18 protein-coding genes and 1 tRNA gene are annotated in these 14,998 nt (G+C 65.8%); 8 read left to right on the top strand and 11 right to left on the bottom strand.

Annotated elements, in window-relative coordinates; translation table 11 throughout:
- Positions 1-11 precede the first annotated feature (11 nt).
- The 7 genes from obgE (at position 12) to QY307_03040 (ending at position 5,709) form a co-directional block, all read left to right on the top strand.
- Positions 12-1,277 (top strand): GTPase ObgE, encoded by a 1,266-nt coding sequence (obgE, locus tag QY307_03070; GenBank protein WKZ83240.1) that lies wholly within the window; start codon positions 12-14, stop codon positions 1,275-1,277.
- A 42-nt stretch (positions 1,278-1,319) separates the two neighbouring features.
- The gene (locus tag QY307_03065) at positions 1,320-2,189 is read left to right on the top strand and encodes a MoxR family ATPase (GenBank protein ID WKZ83239.1); all 870 of its coding nucleotides are present in this window, start codon (positions 1,320-1,322) and stop codon (positions 2,187-2,189) included.
- Positions 2,189-3,613: a VWA domain-containing protein gene (locus QY307_03060; GenBank protein WKZ83238.1), complete on the top strand. Its 1,425-nt coding sequence runs from the start codon at positions 2,189-2,191 to the stop codon at positions 3,611-3,613. The genes QY307_03065 and QY307_03060 overlap by 1 nt, the downstream gene beginning before the upstream one ends.
- Positions 3,614-3,711: 98 nt before the next feature.
- Positions 3,712-4,074, top strand: a complete 363-nt coding sequence (locus QY307_03055; protein WKZ83237.1) for a response regulator — start codon at positions 3,712-3,714, stop codon at positions 4,072-4,074.
- A 518-nt stretch (positions 4,075-4,592) separates the two neighbouring features.
- Positions 4,593-5,162, top strand: a complete 570-nt coding sequence (nadD, locus tag QY307_03050; protein WKZ83236.1) for a nicotinate-nucleotide adenylyltransferase — start codon at positions 4,593-4,595, stop codon at positions 5,160-5,162.
- A complete protein-coding gene (gene rsfS, locus QY307_03045) occupies positions 5,159-5,611 on the top strand; it encodes a ribosome silencing factor (GenBank protein ID WKZ83750.1) in 453 nt (150 codons plus the stop codon). Before nadD ends, rsfS begins: the two co-directional genes overlap by 4 nt.
- 25 nt (positions 5,612-5,636) lie before the next feature.
- Positions 5,637-5,709: transfer RNA gene (locus tag QY307_03040), tRNA-Ala, on the top strand.
- Here the strand turns inward: QY307_03040 and QY307_03035 are convergent.
- The 11 genes from QY307_03035 to QY307_02985 all read right to left on the bottom strand — a co-directional run bounded on the left by QY307_03035 (position 5,701) and on the right by QY307_02985 (position 14,094).
- A complete protein-coding gene (locus QY307_03035) occupies positions 5,701-7,527 on the bottom strand; it encodes a recombinase family protein (protein ID WKZ83235.1) in 1,827 nt (608 codons plus the stop codon). The two genes, QY307_03040 and QY307_03035, sit on opposite strands and share 9 nt — an antisense overlap.
- Positions 7,528-7,538: 11 nt before the next feature.
- The gene (locus tag QY307_03030; GenBank protein ID WKZ83234.1) at positions 7,539-8,126 is read right to left on the bottom strand and encodes an ImmA/IrrE family metallo-endopeptidase; all 588 of its coding nucleotides are present in this window, start codon (positions 8,124-8,126) and stop codon (positions 7,539-7,541) included.
- Positions 8,127-8,175: 49 nt separating this feature from the next.
- Complete coding sequence (locus QY307_03025; GenBank protein ID WKZ83233.1) at positions 8,176-8,535, bottom strand: helix-turn-helix transcriptional regulator; 360 nt, start codon at positions 8,533-8,535, stop codon at positions 8,176-8,178.
- 72 nt (positions 8,536-8,607) lie between these two features.
- The gene (locus QY307_03020; GenBank protein ID WKZ83232.1) at positions 8,608-9,537 is read right to left on the bottom strand and encodes a site-specific DNA-methyltransferase; all 930 of its coding nucleotides are present in this window, start codon (positions 9,535-9,537) and stop codon (positions 8,608-8,610) included.
- A complete protein-coding gene (locus QY307_03015) occupies positions 9,515-10,081 on the bottom strand; it encodes an antirestriction protein ArdA (GenBank protein WKZ83231.1) in 567 nt (188 codons plus the stop codon). Before QY307_03015 ends, QY307_03020 begins: the two co-directional genes overlap by 23 nt.
- Positions 10,082-10,104: 23 nt before the next feature.
- Positions 10,105-10,857, bottom strand: coding sequence for a replication-relaxation family protein (locus QY307_03010; GenBank protein WKZ83230.1), 753 nt, complete (start codon positions 10,855-10,857; stop codon positions 10,105-10,107).
- Positions 10,858-10,981: 124 nt separating this feature from the next.
- A complete protein-coding gene (locus QY307_03005; protein ID WKZ83229.1) occupies positions 10,982-13,066 on the bottom strand; it encodes a type IV secretion system DNA-binding domain-containing protein in 2,085 nt (694 codons plus the stop codon).
- The gene (locus QY307_03000; GenBank protein WKZ83228.1) at positions 13,063-13,212 is read right to left on the bottom strand and encodes a hypothetical protein; all 150 of its coding nucleotides are present in this window, start codon (positions 13,210-13,212) and stop codon (positions 13,063-13,065) included. The genes QY307_03005 and QY307_03000 overlap by 4 nt, the downstream gene beginning before the upstream one ends.
- 203 nt (positions 13,213-13,415) lie before the next feature.
- Positions 13,416-13,568: a hypothetical protein gene (locus QY307_02995; protein WKZ83227.1), complete on the bottom strand. Its 153-nt coding sequence runs from the start codon at positions 13,566-13,568 to the stop codon at positions 13,416-13,418.
- The gene (locus QY307_02990; protein WKZ83226.1) at positions 13,568-13,777 is read right to left on the bottom strand and encodes a hypothetical protein; all 210 of its coding nucleotides are present in this window, start codon (positions 13,775-13,777) and stop codon (positions 13,568-13,570) included. The genes QY307_02995 and QY307_02990 overlap by 1 nt, the downstream gene beginning before the upstream one ends.
- An 11-nt stretch (positions 13,778-13,788) precedes the next feature.
- Positions 13,789-14,094, bottom strand: a complete 306-nt coding sequence (locus tag QY307_02985) for a hypothetical protein (protein ID WKZ83225.1) — start codon at positions 14,092-14,094, stop codon at positions 13,789-13,791.
- 101 nt (positions 14,095-14,195) lie between these two features.
- On the opposite strand from QY307_02985, the gene QY307_02980 reads away from it, so the two are divergent.
- Positions 14,196-14,933 carry a hypothetical protein gene (locus QY307_02980; GenBank protein WKZ83224.1) on the top strand — a complete coding sequence of 246 codons (738 nt, stop codon included), beginning with the start codon at positions 14,196-14,198 and terminating at the stop codon, positions 14,931-14,933.
- Positions 14,934-14,998: the final 65 nt, after the last annotated feature.

Raw genomic sequence — 14,998 nt, 5'->3', positions numbered from 1 at the left:
GGTCTGGGCCGGTGTTCGTCGACCAGGTTCGGGTCCATCTGCGAGGCGGTGATGGAGGGGCCGGCATCGTCGCCTTCGTCAAGTCCCGTGGTCGCCCGCGCGGGAAGCCGGTGGGCGGCTCGGGTGGTCCCGGCGGCGACGTCGTGGTCGAAGCGAACCCCGGGGTCTCCACACTCCTGGACTACATGCGCCGACCCCATCGCAGGGCGTCTTCCGGAACTCACGGTCGCGGCGACCTGCAACACGGCAGCCGCGGGGAGGACCTGGTGTTGCTTGTCCCACCGGGCACCGTGATCCGCGATGACACCGGCACCATCCTCGCCGACCTGGCACTTCCTGGCCAGAGGGTGACCCTGCTCCAGGGGGGTAGGGGAGGGCAGGGGAACGCCGCCCTCGCAGGCCCCCGCCGTATCTCTCCCGACTACGCCGAGCAGGGCGAGTACGGTACGGAAGTCAGCTTCGTGTTCGAGCTGAAGCTGCTGGTCGATGCCGCCCTCATCGGCTTTCCGAACGCCGGCAAGAGCACTCTCATCTCGCGGGTGTCGTCGGCCAAGCCCAAGATCGCCGACTATCCGTTCACGACCCTGATCCCGAACCTGGGCGTCGTGGACGTCGACGGGAGGCAATTCGTGCTCGCCGACATCCCCGGGCTGATCGAGGGGGCCGCCGAAGGCAAGGGCCTGGGCCACGAGTTCCTCAGACACGTAGAGCGAAGCCGTGTACTCGTGTTCCTGCTCGATCCTTCGCCAATGCAGGAGGCCGACTGCGTCACTCAACTGGGGGTTCTGAGGTCGGAGCTGGAACGGCATCTGCCCGAACTTGCAGAGCGCCCCGGGCTGGTCGTCGTCGGCAAGGGCGACCTGCCGGGGGCCGATGAGCAGGCGAGGCGGCTCCGGGCCACCGGGACCGAGGTTCATCTGGTGTCGGGGGTTACCGGCAGCGGGGTAGATCGGCTCATGCATGCGGTTGCCGACCTCGTCGAGTCGGCGCCGCGATCGCCCGAGGGGGAGGGCTACGTGCTGCATCGCCCGGTCGCGCCGGGGTTCTCGGTGGATCGTGACGGCGAACAGTGGGTGGTGACGGGACGAGCCGCCGAGCGCGCCGTCGCCTTCGACGACCTGACCAAGCCCGGCGCGGCGGCACTGGCGGCCCGTCGGCTGGCCGCCGCCGGCGTCGACGACGAGCTGCGCCGACTGGGGGCGGTGGCCGGCGACGAGGTTCGAATCGGGGACCTCGTCTTCGAGTTCAGCGATGAGCCCGGCGATGAGGACGGGTAGCGGGGAGGGGGCGCGCCGCTCCCACCTACACTTGCGCCGGTGATGGACCTCAACGCCCTCACCGACCCCGACGAGGTGATCGACGGCCTGATGTCGGCCTCGTACCTGGCGGACGATCACATCGCCCAGGTCGTGTTCCTCGCCGGGCGTCTCGAGAAGCCGATACTGACCGAGGGCCCCGCCGGCGTGGGCAAGACCGAGCTCGCCCGGGCAGTCGCCGCGGCGTCGGGGCGGAGATTGATCCGACTGCAGTGCTACGAGGGACTGGACGAATCCCGCGCCCTGTACGAGTGGAACTATCGCAAGCAGCTGCTGCGACTCCAGGCCGACAAGGGTCGCGACTGGGCCGAGGTCGAGGCCGACATCTTCGGAGAGGACTTCCTGCTGGCCCGTCCGTTGCTGGAGGCGATCCGCTCTCCTGAGCCGGTGGTCCTGCTGATCGACGAGGTGGACCGTCTCGAGATCGAGACCGAGGCCCTCCTCCTCGAGGTGCTCGGTGACTTCCAGGTCTCCATTCCCGAGCTGGGAACCATCACCGCCGAGTCGCTTCCGTTCGTCGTGCTCACATCCAATGCCACCCGGGAGCTGTCGGAGGCCCTCAAGCGCCGCTGCCTCTTCCTCCACATCGGTTACCCGACCATGGAGAGGGAGCGTGACATCCTCATGGCGCGGGTTCCCGGCCTCGAAGTGGTGCTCGCCGAACGGATCGCCCGCCTGGTCGCCAGCATCCGGGGCCACTCCCTTCGCAAGCCGCCATCGGTGAGCGAGTCGATCGATTGGGCGCGCACACTGCTCGCGCTCGGCGTCGCCGAGCCCGATGGCGAGACGGTCACCGGGACGCTCCACGTCCTGCTCAAGCACCAGGGCGACATCGATCGAATGGCTTCGGAGTTGGCCGCTCCGGCTTCCTGATGCCCCGGTTCCTCACCGGGTTCGTCGACGAGCTTCGGCAGTCCGGGGTGCCGGTGTCGATGGTGGAGGCGATCGACGCCGGACGTGCCCTGGAGCACGTCGACCTCGGTTCACGCTCGATGGTGAAGGCGGCCCTGGCCGCCACGATGGTGAAGAACAGTCGCCACCTGGCTGCGTTCGAAGCCGCCTTCGAGATCTACTTCTCGCTGCTGCCACCCCCCGATGGAACGGTGGAGGCGAAACTGCGCGTCTCATCCGATCTCGCCGCGCTCGGCATGGCGGGTGCCGGGGGAGAGGCCGATCTGGATGCCTTGGTGGAGGCGCTCTTCCTGGCGTTGCGAGATCGGGACTCCGGCCGGATCGAAGCGGCGATACGGCGGGCGGTGACGATGCTGGCCGGGATGGAGCCGGGACGACCGGTGGGCGGCACCTACTACATGTATCGGGTGTTGCGGGGGCTCGGTCTGGAGGGGCTGCGCGATCGTCTGCTCGAGGAGATGGGCGCGGCAACGGGATCGTTCGACGAACGACTGGTGCTCGATGAGATCGACCGCCGGCTCGAGGACCTTCGCGCCGAGGTGCGCGCCGAGATCCGGCGCCGACTGGTCGCCGACAGGGGCCCCGAGCAGGTGGCTCGCACGCTACGGCGCCCTCCGGTGGAGGAGGTCGACCTGGTTACCGCAACGCGGGAGGATCTGGCGGCGATCGAGGCGGTGGTGCACCCGCTGACCAGGCGCCTGGCGACCCGCCTGGCCCGGCAGCGTCGACCGGGACGCCAGGGACGGCTCGACTTCCGCCGCACGATGCGTCGTTCCCTGAGCACCGGGGGTGTGCCGGCGGATCCGCGGTTTCGCAGGCCGCGTCCCGAGAAGCCCGAGATCGTGGTCCTCGCCGACATCTCCGGCTCGGTGGCGACGTTCGCCCGGTTCACCATGCAGCTGGTGTTCGCCGTGCAGTCCCAGCTGCGCCGGGTGCGGTCGTTCGCCTTCATCGATGGCATCGACGAGGTGACCGGGTTCTTCGGTCCCGGCTCCGACTTCGGGGACGCCATGCGCAGGATCGGCAGCGAAGCGGCCATCGTCTGGATGGACGGGCACTCCGACTACGGCCACGCCTTCGGTGCCTTCATCGACAGGTATCAGGGCGTGGTTGGACCCAGAACTACCGTGATCGTCGCCGGGGATGCCCGAACCAACTATCACGATCCGAACCAGGAGGCACTGGGAAGGATCGCTGCCGACGCCCGAGCCCTCTACTGGCTCAACCCGGAGGCGAAGCGCTACTGGGATACGGGCGACTCGGTGATGGGCGTCTACTCCAAGGTGTGCGACGAGGTTCATGAGGTCCGCAACCTGCGTCAGCTGTCACGTTTCGTGGAGAAGGTCGCTTTGCCCTCGACGCGGCCGGTTCGCCACTCGGTCTGAGCAGTCGGACCACCCCTCAAGGGTCCTCGGAAACCATCCGATGCCCTCGTAGGCTCTACTCCCAACCAGAGGTCGCCTTGTCGAAACAGGTTCTCGTCGTGGAAGACTCGGCCGTGATCCAGCGGCTGATCTCGGTCTGCCTGCGCCCGGCCGGTCTGGAGGTGGAGACCCGCGGCGACGGGCCCACTGGTCTGGACGCCGCATTCGAGCTGGTACCAGATCTGCTCATCCTCGATGTCGGGTTGCCCTTGATGGATGGTTGGGAGGTTCTGGAGCGGATCCGTTCCGACCCTCGCACCAGCACGATGAAGGTGCTGGTCCTAACCGCCCACGCACAGGAGGAGACCCGGGAGAAGGCCGACCGGGGCGGAGCCGACGCCTTCCTGACGAAGCCGTTTCGCCCCGACGACCTGAGGGCGGTCGCCCTCGGCCTGCTCTCCAACACGGTGGCGTCGGCCTGAACGAGAGGGTTCCCGGCGGACGGCCCGGGATGTAGCCTGCGATCGGCGCGGGCAGCCCGAGATGATCGCCGCAGTTCTGCTCCTGCTCACAGCGCCCTGCTGGTTTGCTCCCCCCGTGGACGGACCGGTGGTGGCTCGATTCGCCCCTTCTGGGGCCTACGGCGGGCATTGGGGGATCGATCTGGAGGTCCCGGTCGGAACGCCGGTCGGAGCCGTGGCGCCCGGAATCGTGACCTTCGCCGGAACCGTCGCCGGGCGCACCGGCGTCACTGTTCACCACGGGGGAGGTGTCCGCACCTCCTACTCGTATCTCTCCGGTACCGCCGTGAGTTCAGGAGTTTGGGTTCGGCGGGGTTCGGTCCTCGGCTGGTCTGGATTGGATCGGCAGCGTCCGGCGCTCCACCTGTCGTTGCGGGTGGGCGACCGCTACCTGGATCCGGAGACGGCGTGTCGGCTGGCGCCGGTCGCCGGCCTGAGGCTCACTTTCGGGCCGCTGCCATCAACCTATCCTGAGCGGCGTGCGCCGCGGCATCCTGGGCGGAACCTTCGACCCGCCTCATCTCGCTCATCTCATCGCCGGCGAAGCCGCCTACCGGCAGCTCCGGCTGGACGTGGTGTCGTTCATCCCGGCCGGGGCGCCATGGCAGAAGGCGGGTGGTCGGATCACCGGGGCCGGTGAACGATGGGAGATGACCCGACTCGCCGTCGCCGGGATCGAGTACTTCCAGGCCGACGACCGTGAGGTGGGGCGGGATGGCTGGACCTACACGGTGGAGACACTGGGGGAGTTCGCCCCCGACGAGGAGCTCGTCCTCATCCTCGGAGCGGACGCCGCCGCCCGCCTACCGACCTGGCATCGCGCCACGGAGGTGATGCGGCGCGCCGAGGTGGCGGTGATGCCCCGCCCCGGCACGTCGCGTGCGGAGGTGATCGCCGCCGGGCTCGAACCCGCGTGGCTCGATGTCCCACCGATCGCGATCAGCGGAACCGACCTCCGTCGCAGGCGGCGTGCCGGTCTCAGCATTCGCTTCTTCGTGCGCGAGGGCGTGTACGACCACATCGAGGAGACCGGCCTCTACCTGGACTGATCTCGTGCGAGCGGTCGTGGCCATCGATCACAGACGGCTCAGGCCCTAAGATCGCCTGGACAGACACGACGGGGGTCCGGCCTATTCCGCTCCACGAAGACACCATCTCTACCGCCGCGACAGCCGCCGCCGCACTCGACGACAAGAAGGCTCAGCAGATCGCCCTGCTGGACGTTTCCGGGTTGCTGGTCGTGACCGACGTGTTCATCATCGCCTCCGGGACCTCACGGCGCCATGTGCAGACCCTGGCCGAGGAGGTCGAGATGGGTCTTCGACCCTTGGGCCGCAGGCCGCTGCGTCGTGAGGGCATGGAACACGCCACCTGGGTGTTGCTCGACTACGGCGATGTCGTGGTCCACGTGTTCGATCGCGACACCCGTGAGTACTACGACCTGGAGCGGCTCTGGGCCGACGCCCCTCGGCTCGCCTTCACGGCCGCCCCCTCCTGAGGGTCACTACAATCTCGGTTCCCTCGGGGCTGTAGCTCAGTTGGCAGAGCGCTTGCATGGCATGCAAGAGGTCAGGGGTTCGAATCCCCTCAGCTCCACTGGCGAGCCCGCCTTTTCGGCGGGCTCGCTGCGTTTGGCGAGGGGATGCTGTTCTTCTTGCCCGGGTTCACTCGAAAGAGCGGGGATGGGGTCGGTCGGCGGCGTGGTGGGTGTGGGGTAAGAGACGGTTCGAGTCCTGCCGGGCCCACCAGACACGACACGTTCGAACCGTGACCGACGAATAGAAGGTCACGGTTCTTGTTTTCCCAGGGGAGTGCGCCGCGGGGCCGCTGGGTGCGGTCGATCGGGAGCTTGCGTCGGTAGGTGGCGAGCGTCGGGTCGGTCAGCGCTGCGGTCTCGTGCTCGAGCCGTTCGGTGAGATCGTGTGCGAGCAGGTGTGCGAACGGCAGTTTCAGGTCGACACCTTCGACCCCGTCTTCGCCGACCCAGATCTTCTCGAAGAAGACCTGGTTAAAGGTCCGTCGGATCTCGTCTGTGGCCCTGGCGTAGGCCTCGAGGCAGTCAGCTGCGAGATTGAGCGCCTGGTCGAGGTTCCTCTCGATCTCATCGAAGCGCAGCGTGCAGGAGTCGAGGATCCGCTGGGCTTGGGCTTCCTCGGTGGTGATCCTCGCTTGTTCTTCGCGGAGCAGGTCGACGGTGATGGCGTCGGCGTAGTGGGCGTTGAGGAGCTTCTTACGTTCGTCGCGTAGCTTGGTGAGGCGTCGCTGCTGGCGGTCGATCTCCTTGGTGTTGAGGTTTCGAGTGATCTCGATGTGGTCTGTCACGTGTTGACGGATCTCGTCGAGACGACTCGGGTCGAGGGTGATGACCTGGTAGTAGTCGACGACGGCGTCTTCGACCTGGTCGGTCGGCAGGTAGGGCTGGGTGCAGCCGTTGCGGCGTTGGCGTCCGAGGCAGAAGGCGTACTGGTAGGTGCCGCCGTTGCCTTTGGCGTTGGCGACGGTGAGGCGTGATCCACAGGTAGCGCAGAAGATCGAGCCTTTGAGGTAGTGCCAGTGCTTAGAGGTCTTCTCTCCGCTGATGTTGCGTTCGGTGAGGAGCTGCTGGACGCGGTCGAAGGTGTCGAGGTCGATGATCGGTTCGTGGCGTCCTTCGTAGTCGATGCCGTCCCAGGTGACGATCCCGATGTAGTAGCGGTTGTGCAACATGTCGGCGACGTTGGAGGGGTTGAACGGCTTGCCGGGAGACTTACGAGTGGGATGTCCGCGGAAGCCTCGTTCGTCGAGCTCGGCGCACATGCCGCGGATGGTCCACTCGCCGGTGGCATAGGCATCGAAGGCCCACTGAACGTGCGGGGCCCGTTCGGGGTCGATCTCGACGGTACGGATCTCCCGTCCATCGATTCTCTTGCGGACGTTCAGGTAGCCGAGAGGTGCCCTGTACGGGGTGCCTCCGGCGATGGCCTTCTGCCGCATTCCTTTGCGGGCTTCTGAGGCGAGGTTGGCCGAGTAGAACTCGGCGATGGTGGCCATGATCCCGTGGAGCAGCTTGCCCGACGGGGTCTCGTCGATGTTCTCGGTGGCCGAGACAAGGGTGGCCCCGGCCTTCTTGATGAGGAGTCCGATCTCGACGTCGTCGCGGCGGCTGCGTGCGAGACGGTCGACCTTGTGGACGATCACGTAGTCGATGTCGTTGAGGTTCTCGATGCGTTGCAGCATCTCCTGGAGCGCAGGTCGATCGGCCGAGCGGGCGGACTCACCGCGGTCGACGTATTCGTCGACGACGGCGGCTTCGAGGTTCTCGGCCTTGCGGACGCAGGCGTCCCGTTGGGCCGGTATGGAGTAGCCCTCCTTTTCGTTGTCGCGGTCGGCCTGTGCCGACGTGGAGACTCTGAGGTAGATGACTGCTCGTTTCATGTCGTTCCCTGTCATGCGGCTGCGGTCCTTGTGGGAAGGGGTATCACATCGCGGGTGTATCCGTCGCAGCGTTTCGGGGTGTCGGTAAGCCCGATCTGCTGGAGGCGGATTCGGAGGGCGTCGATTGAGACGTCGAACATCTTGGCGAGGGTGGCTTCGTCCTGGCTGACGGTGGTGTATGCCCTCTTGATGTGCGGTCGTGGCATGAGCAGGCAGGCGGCGAAGTAGTCGCAGACCCGCTCGATGAGCCAATCCGGTCCAGGTGAGCCGGTCTGGCGCAGATGGCTGATCGCGTGGTCGTCGAGGATGTGCTTGATTTCGTGAGCGATAGTGAACCGGCGGCGAACCGGGGCTTCGTCGGCGTTTACGAGGACGATCCACAGGTCACCGATCTGGCGGGTGGCACCGGAGACACCGAGTCCAGCCACTTCTTCAATGATCACTCCGGGAATGGCGCGGAGGTGTTCAGTGGCGATGGCGGCGGTGTCGATGCCGAGTGCCGAGCGGAGCTTTTGGGCTTGCTTCTCGGCGACGGCGAGTGCCTCGGTTTGGTGCAGGTGGCGTCGTGGGACGAGCTTCTGCAGGGTGTTGATGATCATGGGTCCTCCTTTCGCGGTCCGCGCCCGCGTGAGGAGGGCCGGTCGCTGATTACTTGGTGTTGTGCTGTCGGTACTTCTCTGCGATGAGGTTGAAGTGTCCGACGAGTTGGTCGATGGCCTCTTCTGGGAGGTCACCGTGTTTCGCTCGGAGATACGGCTCGAATCCGGGTAGGTCGGAAAGCTGGGCGTATCCGGCGAGTGAGAGCAGGTCGTCGAGGTCGAGCTCGAGGACCTGCGCGATTGAACGCAACGTCTCGGGTCGAGGTCTGCTGATGTCGCCTGATTCGATGCGCTGGATGGTGGCTCGGTGAACCACGCCGGTGCGTTGTGCGACCTCATATGCGGTGAGGTCCTTGGCGTGCCGAGCAGCCTGGACGGTGCGTCCCAGGGCAGTCGCAGGGTCGCTCATGTGAATGGTCTCCGTTTAGTGCTTCCAGAATCTCACAGGGCGCGTGGGCGCGCAATGGTGGAATCGACAACATCACGCCACCTCCTTCTGCTCGACCTGTTCGGGATATCGGAAGTACTGGTCGGTGATGTCGATGCCGATCCAGTCGCGTCGCAGTCGTGCCGCGACGTGGGCGGTGGTACCGGTACCGATGAACGGGTCGAGCACAAGACCAGGCAACCGCCCGGCGTCGTGGCCGCAGGTTGGAGCACCGCATCGGGCGCATGTGGTGGCTGGGCATCCGGCGAGGATCGGAGATTCGATCAGCCGTTCTGGGAAGGTGGCGGAGTGGCAACCGCGGTGGGCAGCCTTGGCGAGCCGCCAGACGTCGCCGGGATTCTTTCCGAGGGGATGTCCGATCTGTCCGGCTCGCTTCAGCTTGGTGATGCCGTCATGCGTACCGCCATAGGAGCCGTCCCAGGTGCGGGTCGACCTGGAGGGCTTCGGCGACTTGGTGAGGTGCGGGATGCGGATGGCGTCGAGGTCGAACCAGTACCCCTTCTCTGTGGCGGTGAGCAGGTAGAGGTACTCCCACGTGCCGGTGAGTCGGTCCCGGACGGAGTGCGGCATCGGGTTGGTCTTGGACCAGATGATCTTGTTGCGCACGATCCATCCGTGAGCAGCGAGCGCGAGCAGAAGCCGTTCGGGTCCGAAGAGGAGGCTCTTGCGGCGGGTGCCCTGTCGGCGGTGCTGGGAGTAGGTATCGGCGAGGTTGAGCCACACGGTGCCGGTCGGTTTGATGATCCGCTGGATTTGATCGAAGACGCTGACGAGGTTGGCGACCCAGCCGTGGACGTCGGGTTCGTGACCGATCTGTCCGGTGCTCCCGTAGTCGCGGAGTTGGTAGTACGGCGGTGAGGTGACCACGCAGTCGACGGACGCGTCGGGGAGCGTCTGGAGGATGGTGTGGGCGTCGCCGACGAGGAGCCGGTTGCGGAGCTCAGACGTAGGGGTTGAAGACATGGATCCCTCCGTCCGCGGCTTTGGCGACGACGAGGTCGATCTCGAGGTCTCGGACGAGCCGGTCGATGTCAATGCTGATGTAGGGGCGGTGCTCTTCGGGGATGACGTCCTCGGTGATGCCGAGGTCTTCGGCGAGCTGTTCGGCGTAGTCGCGCAGGCTGTCCCATCGACCCAGGTAGGCCTCTTCGAACTTGTCGAGGTTCTCCTCGGAGTCGTCGCCGCTGTAAGCGATCCAGGCTCCAAAGGCGTCTCCGTGGGTCTCGATGCCTTGGGCGACGCGGGAGACGGTCTCGAAGCTGGAGTACTCGGAGAGCCGGGCGTAGCCGAAGCCTTCGTAGTCGTGGATGGCCCACTCTTCGGCGAAGAGCTGCGGGCTGGTGGCGAGCATCCGCTGCACCGCTTCGTTGATGCCCTCTGGGTCTTGGGTGGCGTCGATCCAGGTTCCGTGGAGGCGTCCGGCGTTGTAGTCGCTGAGCGACGCGACGTAGATGCGGGGTCGGATCTCGGGTTCGGTTTCGGGGGATGGTCGGGGTTGTTGTTCCATGGCAATGTTGTATGTCCTTTCCTTTACGGTTTGAAGATGTTCGGGATGTCGCTCTCGAGGGCGACCTGGTGCAGCGACCAGGCGTCGGCGGGTCGGAGGCCGAGAGCGTCGACGAGCTGTCCTTTGCGGCGGTCGTGGGGCACGATCCACAGGACTCGGGGAAACACGCCGTGGTGTTCCTGTTCGATGCCGGTGCGGTGGTACTGCTCGTAGACGGCGGCCTTGCGGACGATCGTCGTGGTGGCTTCGGTGGCCCGGTCGATTTCGATGAACCAGTGGTCTTCGAAGTCCGGTGTGACGGTGACCAGGTAGACGTCGGGTTTGAGGTGTCCAGCTCCCCAGGCACGCCAGCAGGCAGGTTCGGTCTGGAACTTGGCGACCTCGATGGTGTCGACGCGTGATGCCTCGGTGGCCCGGACGTAGACCTCGGTGATGGCCAGCGAGTGATCCAGGAAGGCGCGGCCTGGGGTATGCGGTCGTCGCCCTGGTGCGAGTCCGAGTAGGCGGCGTCCGGTGACATCGAGTCGGTACACGTACCCGTCCGATCCGGCCCGAACTCCTCCGATGCGACGGTCGAGACGGCTGATCACTCGCATCTCGGTGAGTTGGCTGAGCCGTCTGCGTGCGGTGCGTGCTTGCTCAGGGTCGGGCCAGTGCAGGCGACGTAACTGCGCGGCGGAGACGATGTCCACGCGGGCGAGGGTTTCGATAACGAACCAGTCGACGTTGCTGAGCCGGCGGCGGATCCGATCGACAGTCTGAGCGGTCACCCTCATCGACTGCCTCCCCCCGCGACCACCAGGGGTAGGTCTTTCGTCGCAGCATCGACGCCATACCTGTTGACCCGCATGCGGGTGTCGACCTGCGTGCTCGACGCGAACGGTCGGGCGATCGGCCACCTCATCGGTCACCTCTCCGGCGCTTCCGCCCGATCCGTGACTCGTCTTGACCAGAGCCGCGCACGTCAGTTCTGGGGAGCGGTGCACCGAACTGCTCCCGCGATCGCGATCTCACCGTCCGGGGATCGGTGACCTGTTTAAGTGGAGGGAGTGTGCGGCCAGTGAACGGTGGAAGCATTCGATCTGTCAGGGCGATCCGGACGGCGATCTCTCTCGATGCCAGGCCGCGCAGGTCGGCCGCGGTGAGATGTGGCTCGAGGTCTCGGGCGAGGATGCGGGCGTCGTCGGCGGTGGTCTGGAACATCACCCGTGAGCCCGTGTTGGACAGCACGTCGCGGCGAACGTTGTCGGGGAGTTGGCCGAGATGTTGGTGGGCGGCGACGATCCCGACCCCCATACCGCGGGCCTGGGCGAGCATGTCACCCAGACCGATAGGGAGCCGCAGGTAGTCCTGGAACTCGTCCAGGTACACGAATACCGGGTGCCGTCGCTCCGGAATGATCGAGGCCCGTCCCAGGATCGACTGCCAGAGCCGGGCCAGGAGGAGCCCGCCGATCAGCGCAGCGGTGTCCTCCCCGATGAGACCCTTGGCCAGCCGCACGACGACCACCTGGCGTCGGGTGAACACGCCCTCGAGGTCGAGGCGACCTGCCGGGTGGCACAGGGTTCGCAGTGCTTCGGGTCGCAGGACGACGGCGCGGATCTTGTTGAGGACCGGTGCGATCACCGAGTTGCGTTCGGCTTCGCTGAGTGTTTCGTACCAGGTCCAGAAGCCCGCCAGAGCGCGGTCATCCATTACTGGGGCGAGATGGCGTCGTCGGAACGCCGGATTGGTGAGGAGCTCAGGCAGATCCGCGAGCGTCGATGTCGGTGCTGCGCTGAGCGTCAGGAGTCCCGCGCGGAGTACGTCGGCGGTACGGGGGCCCCATGACGAAGCGAACAGCCGCGCCATGACCCCGACGAGGAAGTCGACGGTCCGATACCGGTCCGCTCCGCTGAGAACATTGAGTCCGACGGGTTCGTCGGAGTCGGTGGGATCGACGATCACGACGTCGCTGATGCGGTTCTCGGGTACGAGCCGAGCGACGTGATCGGTCAGATCCCCGAGTGGGTCGAACACCACCACGCCGCGGCCGGCCTTGATATCGGCGGCGATGAGATGCGTGAGAAGAGTGGTCTTGCCGACTCCAGTGGGGCCGATCACATGCAGGTGACGCAGCCGTCCGGTGGTCCCGAGACGGATCCTCTGTCCGGTCCCAGGGAAAGTCGTGACTCCCACGACTGGCCCCTTGGTCGGTGCCCCAGCCGGTGGAGGGAGAAGCCTGCTTGCTCCGCGGCTCAGTCCGCGGATCGGGGTCGGGTCGGTTGGCCACCCCACCAGTCCGACGAGTTCACCGAGATTCAGATGCGACGGCCATACGAGCAACGGCGGTCGGATGGACACGAGCGAACGGACGGCGCGTACAGAACCACGAGCACGGAGATGACCATCGGGCCCACTCACAGAACGAAGAGCACGAGCAGTGGTTCCGATTAGGCCTCGCGCTCGGGGTGTTGTCGCGGCCCAGGCGGCGACCCTGCCGCAGGCCACCACCTCGGCCTCAGCGCGCTTCAGCTTCTCGATCCGATCCGGAGCATCCTTGGATGGCATGAGCCACGACCGGGATCTGATAAGTGGAGCAATCAGCCACTGGACGACGAGGATCTCGCCACGTCGCAGGTCACTCATCGCGGCCAGTACTGAGGTGGCGGTGTCATCCGCGATGTCGGTGCGCAGGACTCCGGGGGTTGGGCCCAGCAGCTGGATACCCGCAGATGATCCGGCCAGGTCTTCGGTGGGCCGTTCACTCTCCTCGACCCTGACCCCGGGCAGTGCGGTCGTCAGTGCGCTCACAATCGGGGCGGTTTCGGGAACGGTGAGCAGATGGGTGATGCCCTTGGCGGTGGCCCAGACCTCCAGGCAGAGGAAACGGCGTGATGGGTCGAGGCGGCCGGTGCGGCCGATCGTGGCCAGCAGGCTCCTGAGCGTCGAGACGATCTGACGGGCGTCGGTGGAGCCGGGATGGGAGATCCGATATGTGATCACTCGTCGATCTCCCGCTTGGTGTTCGGCTTGTCGCCGGACTCCTGGTCGAGTAGGCGGGCCAATTCGATGACCGCCCTGGCGAGGGCCTTGAGGTCTGGTTCTTTGCGTTGTTGTCCGATGACTCGGATCCGGCGTGGCTCGGACACGATTCACCTCCTTTCGTGATTAGGTGCAGGAGCGCACGCCAGCCCGGCAGGACGCGACAGATCACGGATAGCGACGACCGGATCGGTCAGAGGTGTAACGGAGAGGGAGAGGTGGGATGCGACGGACTGGCGGCGCACATTCAGCGTACGTTGCAGGCATGCGCCTTGTCTATGGTGGAATGAGCAACGCTTTCGCAACGCCATCAGTACCCCCGCCACAGGCGCCGGAATAAGACCGCCAGACCCAGCAGGACGACCAGGAGCGGAAGTGCGGGTGCCAGCAGATCCGCCGACACCCGCACCGCCACCGCCAGGACGACCAGGTACACGAGCCCGCCGATCGCCCACTTCTGCATTACGACTCGTCGATGACGTCGTCGCGGACGACATCGGCCATGTACTGGCGAGCCTGCCACGCCGCGATCGACAGCCGTTGGGCCGCCTGCAACGCCTCCAGCTCGTCCCGCAGTGCACGCTCGCGCTCGGGCTGGGTGTAGACCATGTACTCGTGCATGGCCCAGCTGCCGCCGATGATCGCCATTGCCAACACCACGAACAGCGCCAAGATCTCCACGGCTAGTACCCCAACTGCGCGATCTCGGCCGCCGCCAGCCCGGCGTACGTGTCCACGATCACCCGGAACCGGGGTTCACCGAGCGGGCACTGCTCGATCATCCGGCCTTCCTCGGCAGTCAGCATCGCCACCTGGCTCAAAGCCACGTGGGTCACGTACCCGGCCGCCTGAACCTTCGCCGCCGCCACCAGACCGCGGTGGGCGGCACCCTCGACCGCTTTCACCACCGGCCGCGGCACCCGCGGCGACGAGACCCGCGGGGCGATGCCCGCGTTGTCGCTGATCCGCTTTACCAGTTCGTTGCTCATGTCACCTCCTTGATCTTGCATGAGCAGCTTCACGCTGCCCGAGCGGGGAGGGCACGGCACAAGGTGCAATACTGGGCACGAACTGGGTATCGGGGGACGAAGTGCCGCTGACCGCGGGAGATGTCGATGAGCTTGACGACAAGCTCAAGCCGGTCGTCCACGCCGGTTTGCCCGCCTCCGACCAGATCATCGACGATGCACTACTGGATCTACTCGGAGTAGCGGCTCGCTCGGTTCACCCCGACGAACGGGTCAGTCGCGCCGACGCGTTCAACGAACTCGTTCCGAAGCTGATCGCCAAGATCAAGGATGACTTCGAACGCCAAGCAACCCAGATCGTCTTCGGAGTCGCTCAAGGCACGCGAGGCCTCAACCTCACCAACCGACGATCGCGCGCCGCCGCGCTACAGGGCTACGACGATGACCACTTCCGCAAGAAGATCGAACCGAGACTCCGTCGTGAGGTCGCCCTTCTGCTCCATCGCGACAGCCTCCGCTACAAGAGCCGCTCCCGTCGGGCCCTAGAGGCCATGGAACCGACCGGCGACACCCCGAAGCTCACCGATGACGATCTCACCGCCGAAGAGGAGTTGATCTCACGGATATGGGCCGAGGTCTACACCCTCCGAGCGGAAACCATCGCTGCCCTCCGCAAGCAGGAAGGGCCCGAGTACGCCTCACAGGTCGCCGAGCACGAACTAGCGGCACGAGCCGCCGGGAAGCGACTGGAGAGCATGCTCGGCGAGTACGTCGACACCTACGGTGAACGGTTTGTTCGGCATGGCGCGAGCGAGTTCGATCCCGAAGGGCTGAAGCGTTTGGCAGCCTGGAGCATGTGAACAACGCTTGTCGGATTTCGCGCACTGGTTCATACTGAATACCAAATAATGTAAGGGACAACACA

Source organism: Acidimicrobiia bacterium (assembly GCA_030584185.1).
In the GTDB taxonomy this organism is placed as follows: Bacteria; Actinomycetota; Acidimicrobiia; order Spongiisociales; family UBA11373.
Note: the sequence above shows the minus strand (reverse complement) of the source record. Positions and strands in the feature narration are given on the sequence as shown.

Coding starts and splice junctions, on each gene's coding strand:
- QY307_03065 (WKZ83239.1), top strand. CDS start 1,320: ATGGACCTCAACGCCCTCACCGACCCCGACGAGGTGATCGACGGCCTG.
- QY307_03060 (WKZ83238.1), top strand. CDS start 2,189: ATGCCCCGGTTCCTCACCGGGTTCGTCGACGAGCTTCGGCAGTCCGGG.
- QY307_03035 (WKZ83235.1), bottom strand. CDS start 7,527: ATGAAACGAGCAGTCATCTACCTCAGAGTCTCCACGTCGGCACAGGCC.
- QY307_03030 (WKZ83234.1), bottom strand. CDS start 8,126: ATGATCATCAACACCCTGCAGAAGCTCGTCCCACGACGCCACCTGCAC.
- QY307_03025 (WKZ83233.1), bottom strand. CDS start 8,535: ATGAGCGACCCTGCGACTGCCCTGGGACGCACCGTCCAGGCTGCTCGG.
- QY307_03020 (WKZ83232.1), bottom strand. CDS start 9,537: ATGTCTTCAACCCCTACGTCTGAGCTCCGCAACCGGCTCCTCGTCGGC.
- QY307_03015 (WKZ83231.1), bottom strand. CDS start 10,081: ATGGAACAACAACCCCGACCATCCCCCGAAACCGAACCCGAGATCCGA.
- QY307_03010 (WKZ83230.1), bottom strand. CDS start 10,857: ATGAGGGTGACCGCTCAGACTGTCGATCGGATCCGCCGCCGGCTCAGC.
- QY307_02995 (WKZ83227.1), bottom strand. CDS start 13,568: ATGCAGAAGTGGGCGATCGGCGGGCTCGTGTACCTGGTCGTCCTGGCG.
- QY307_02985 (WKZ83225.1), bottom strand. CDS start 14,094: ATGAGCAACGAACTGGTAAAGCGGATCAGCGACAACGCGGGCATCGCC.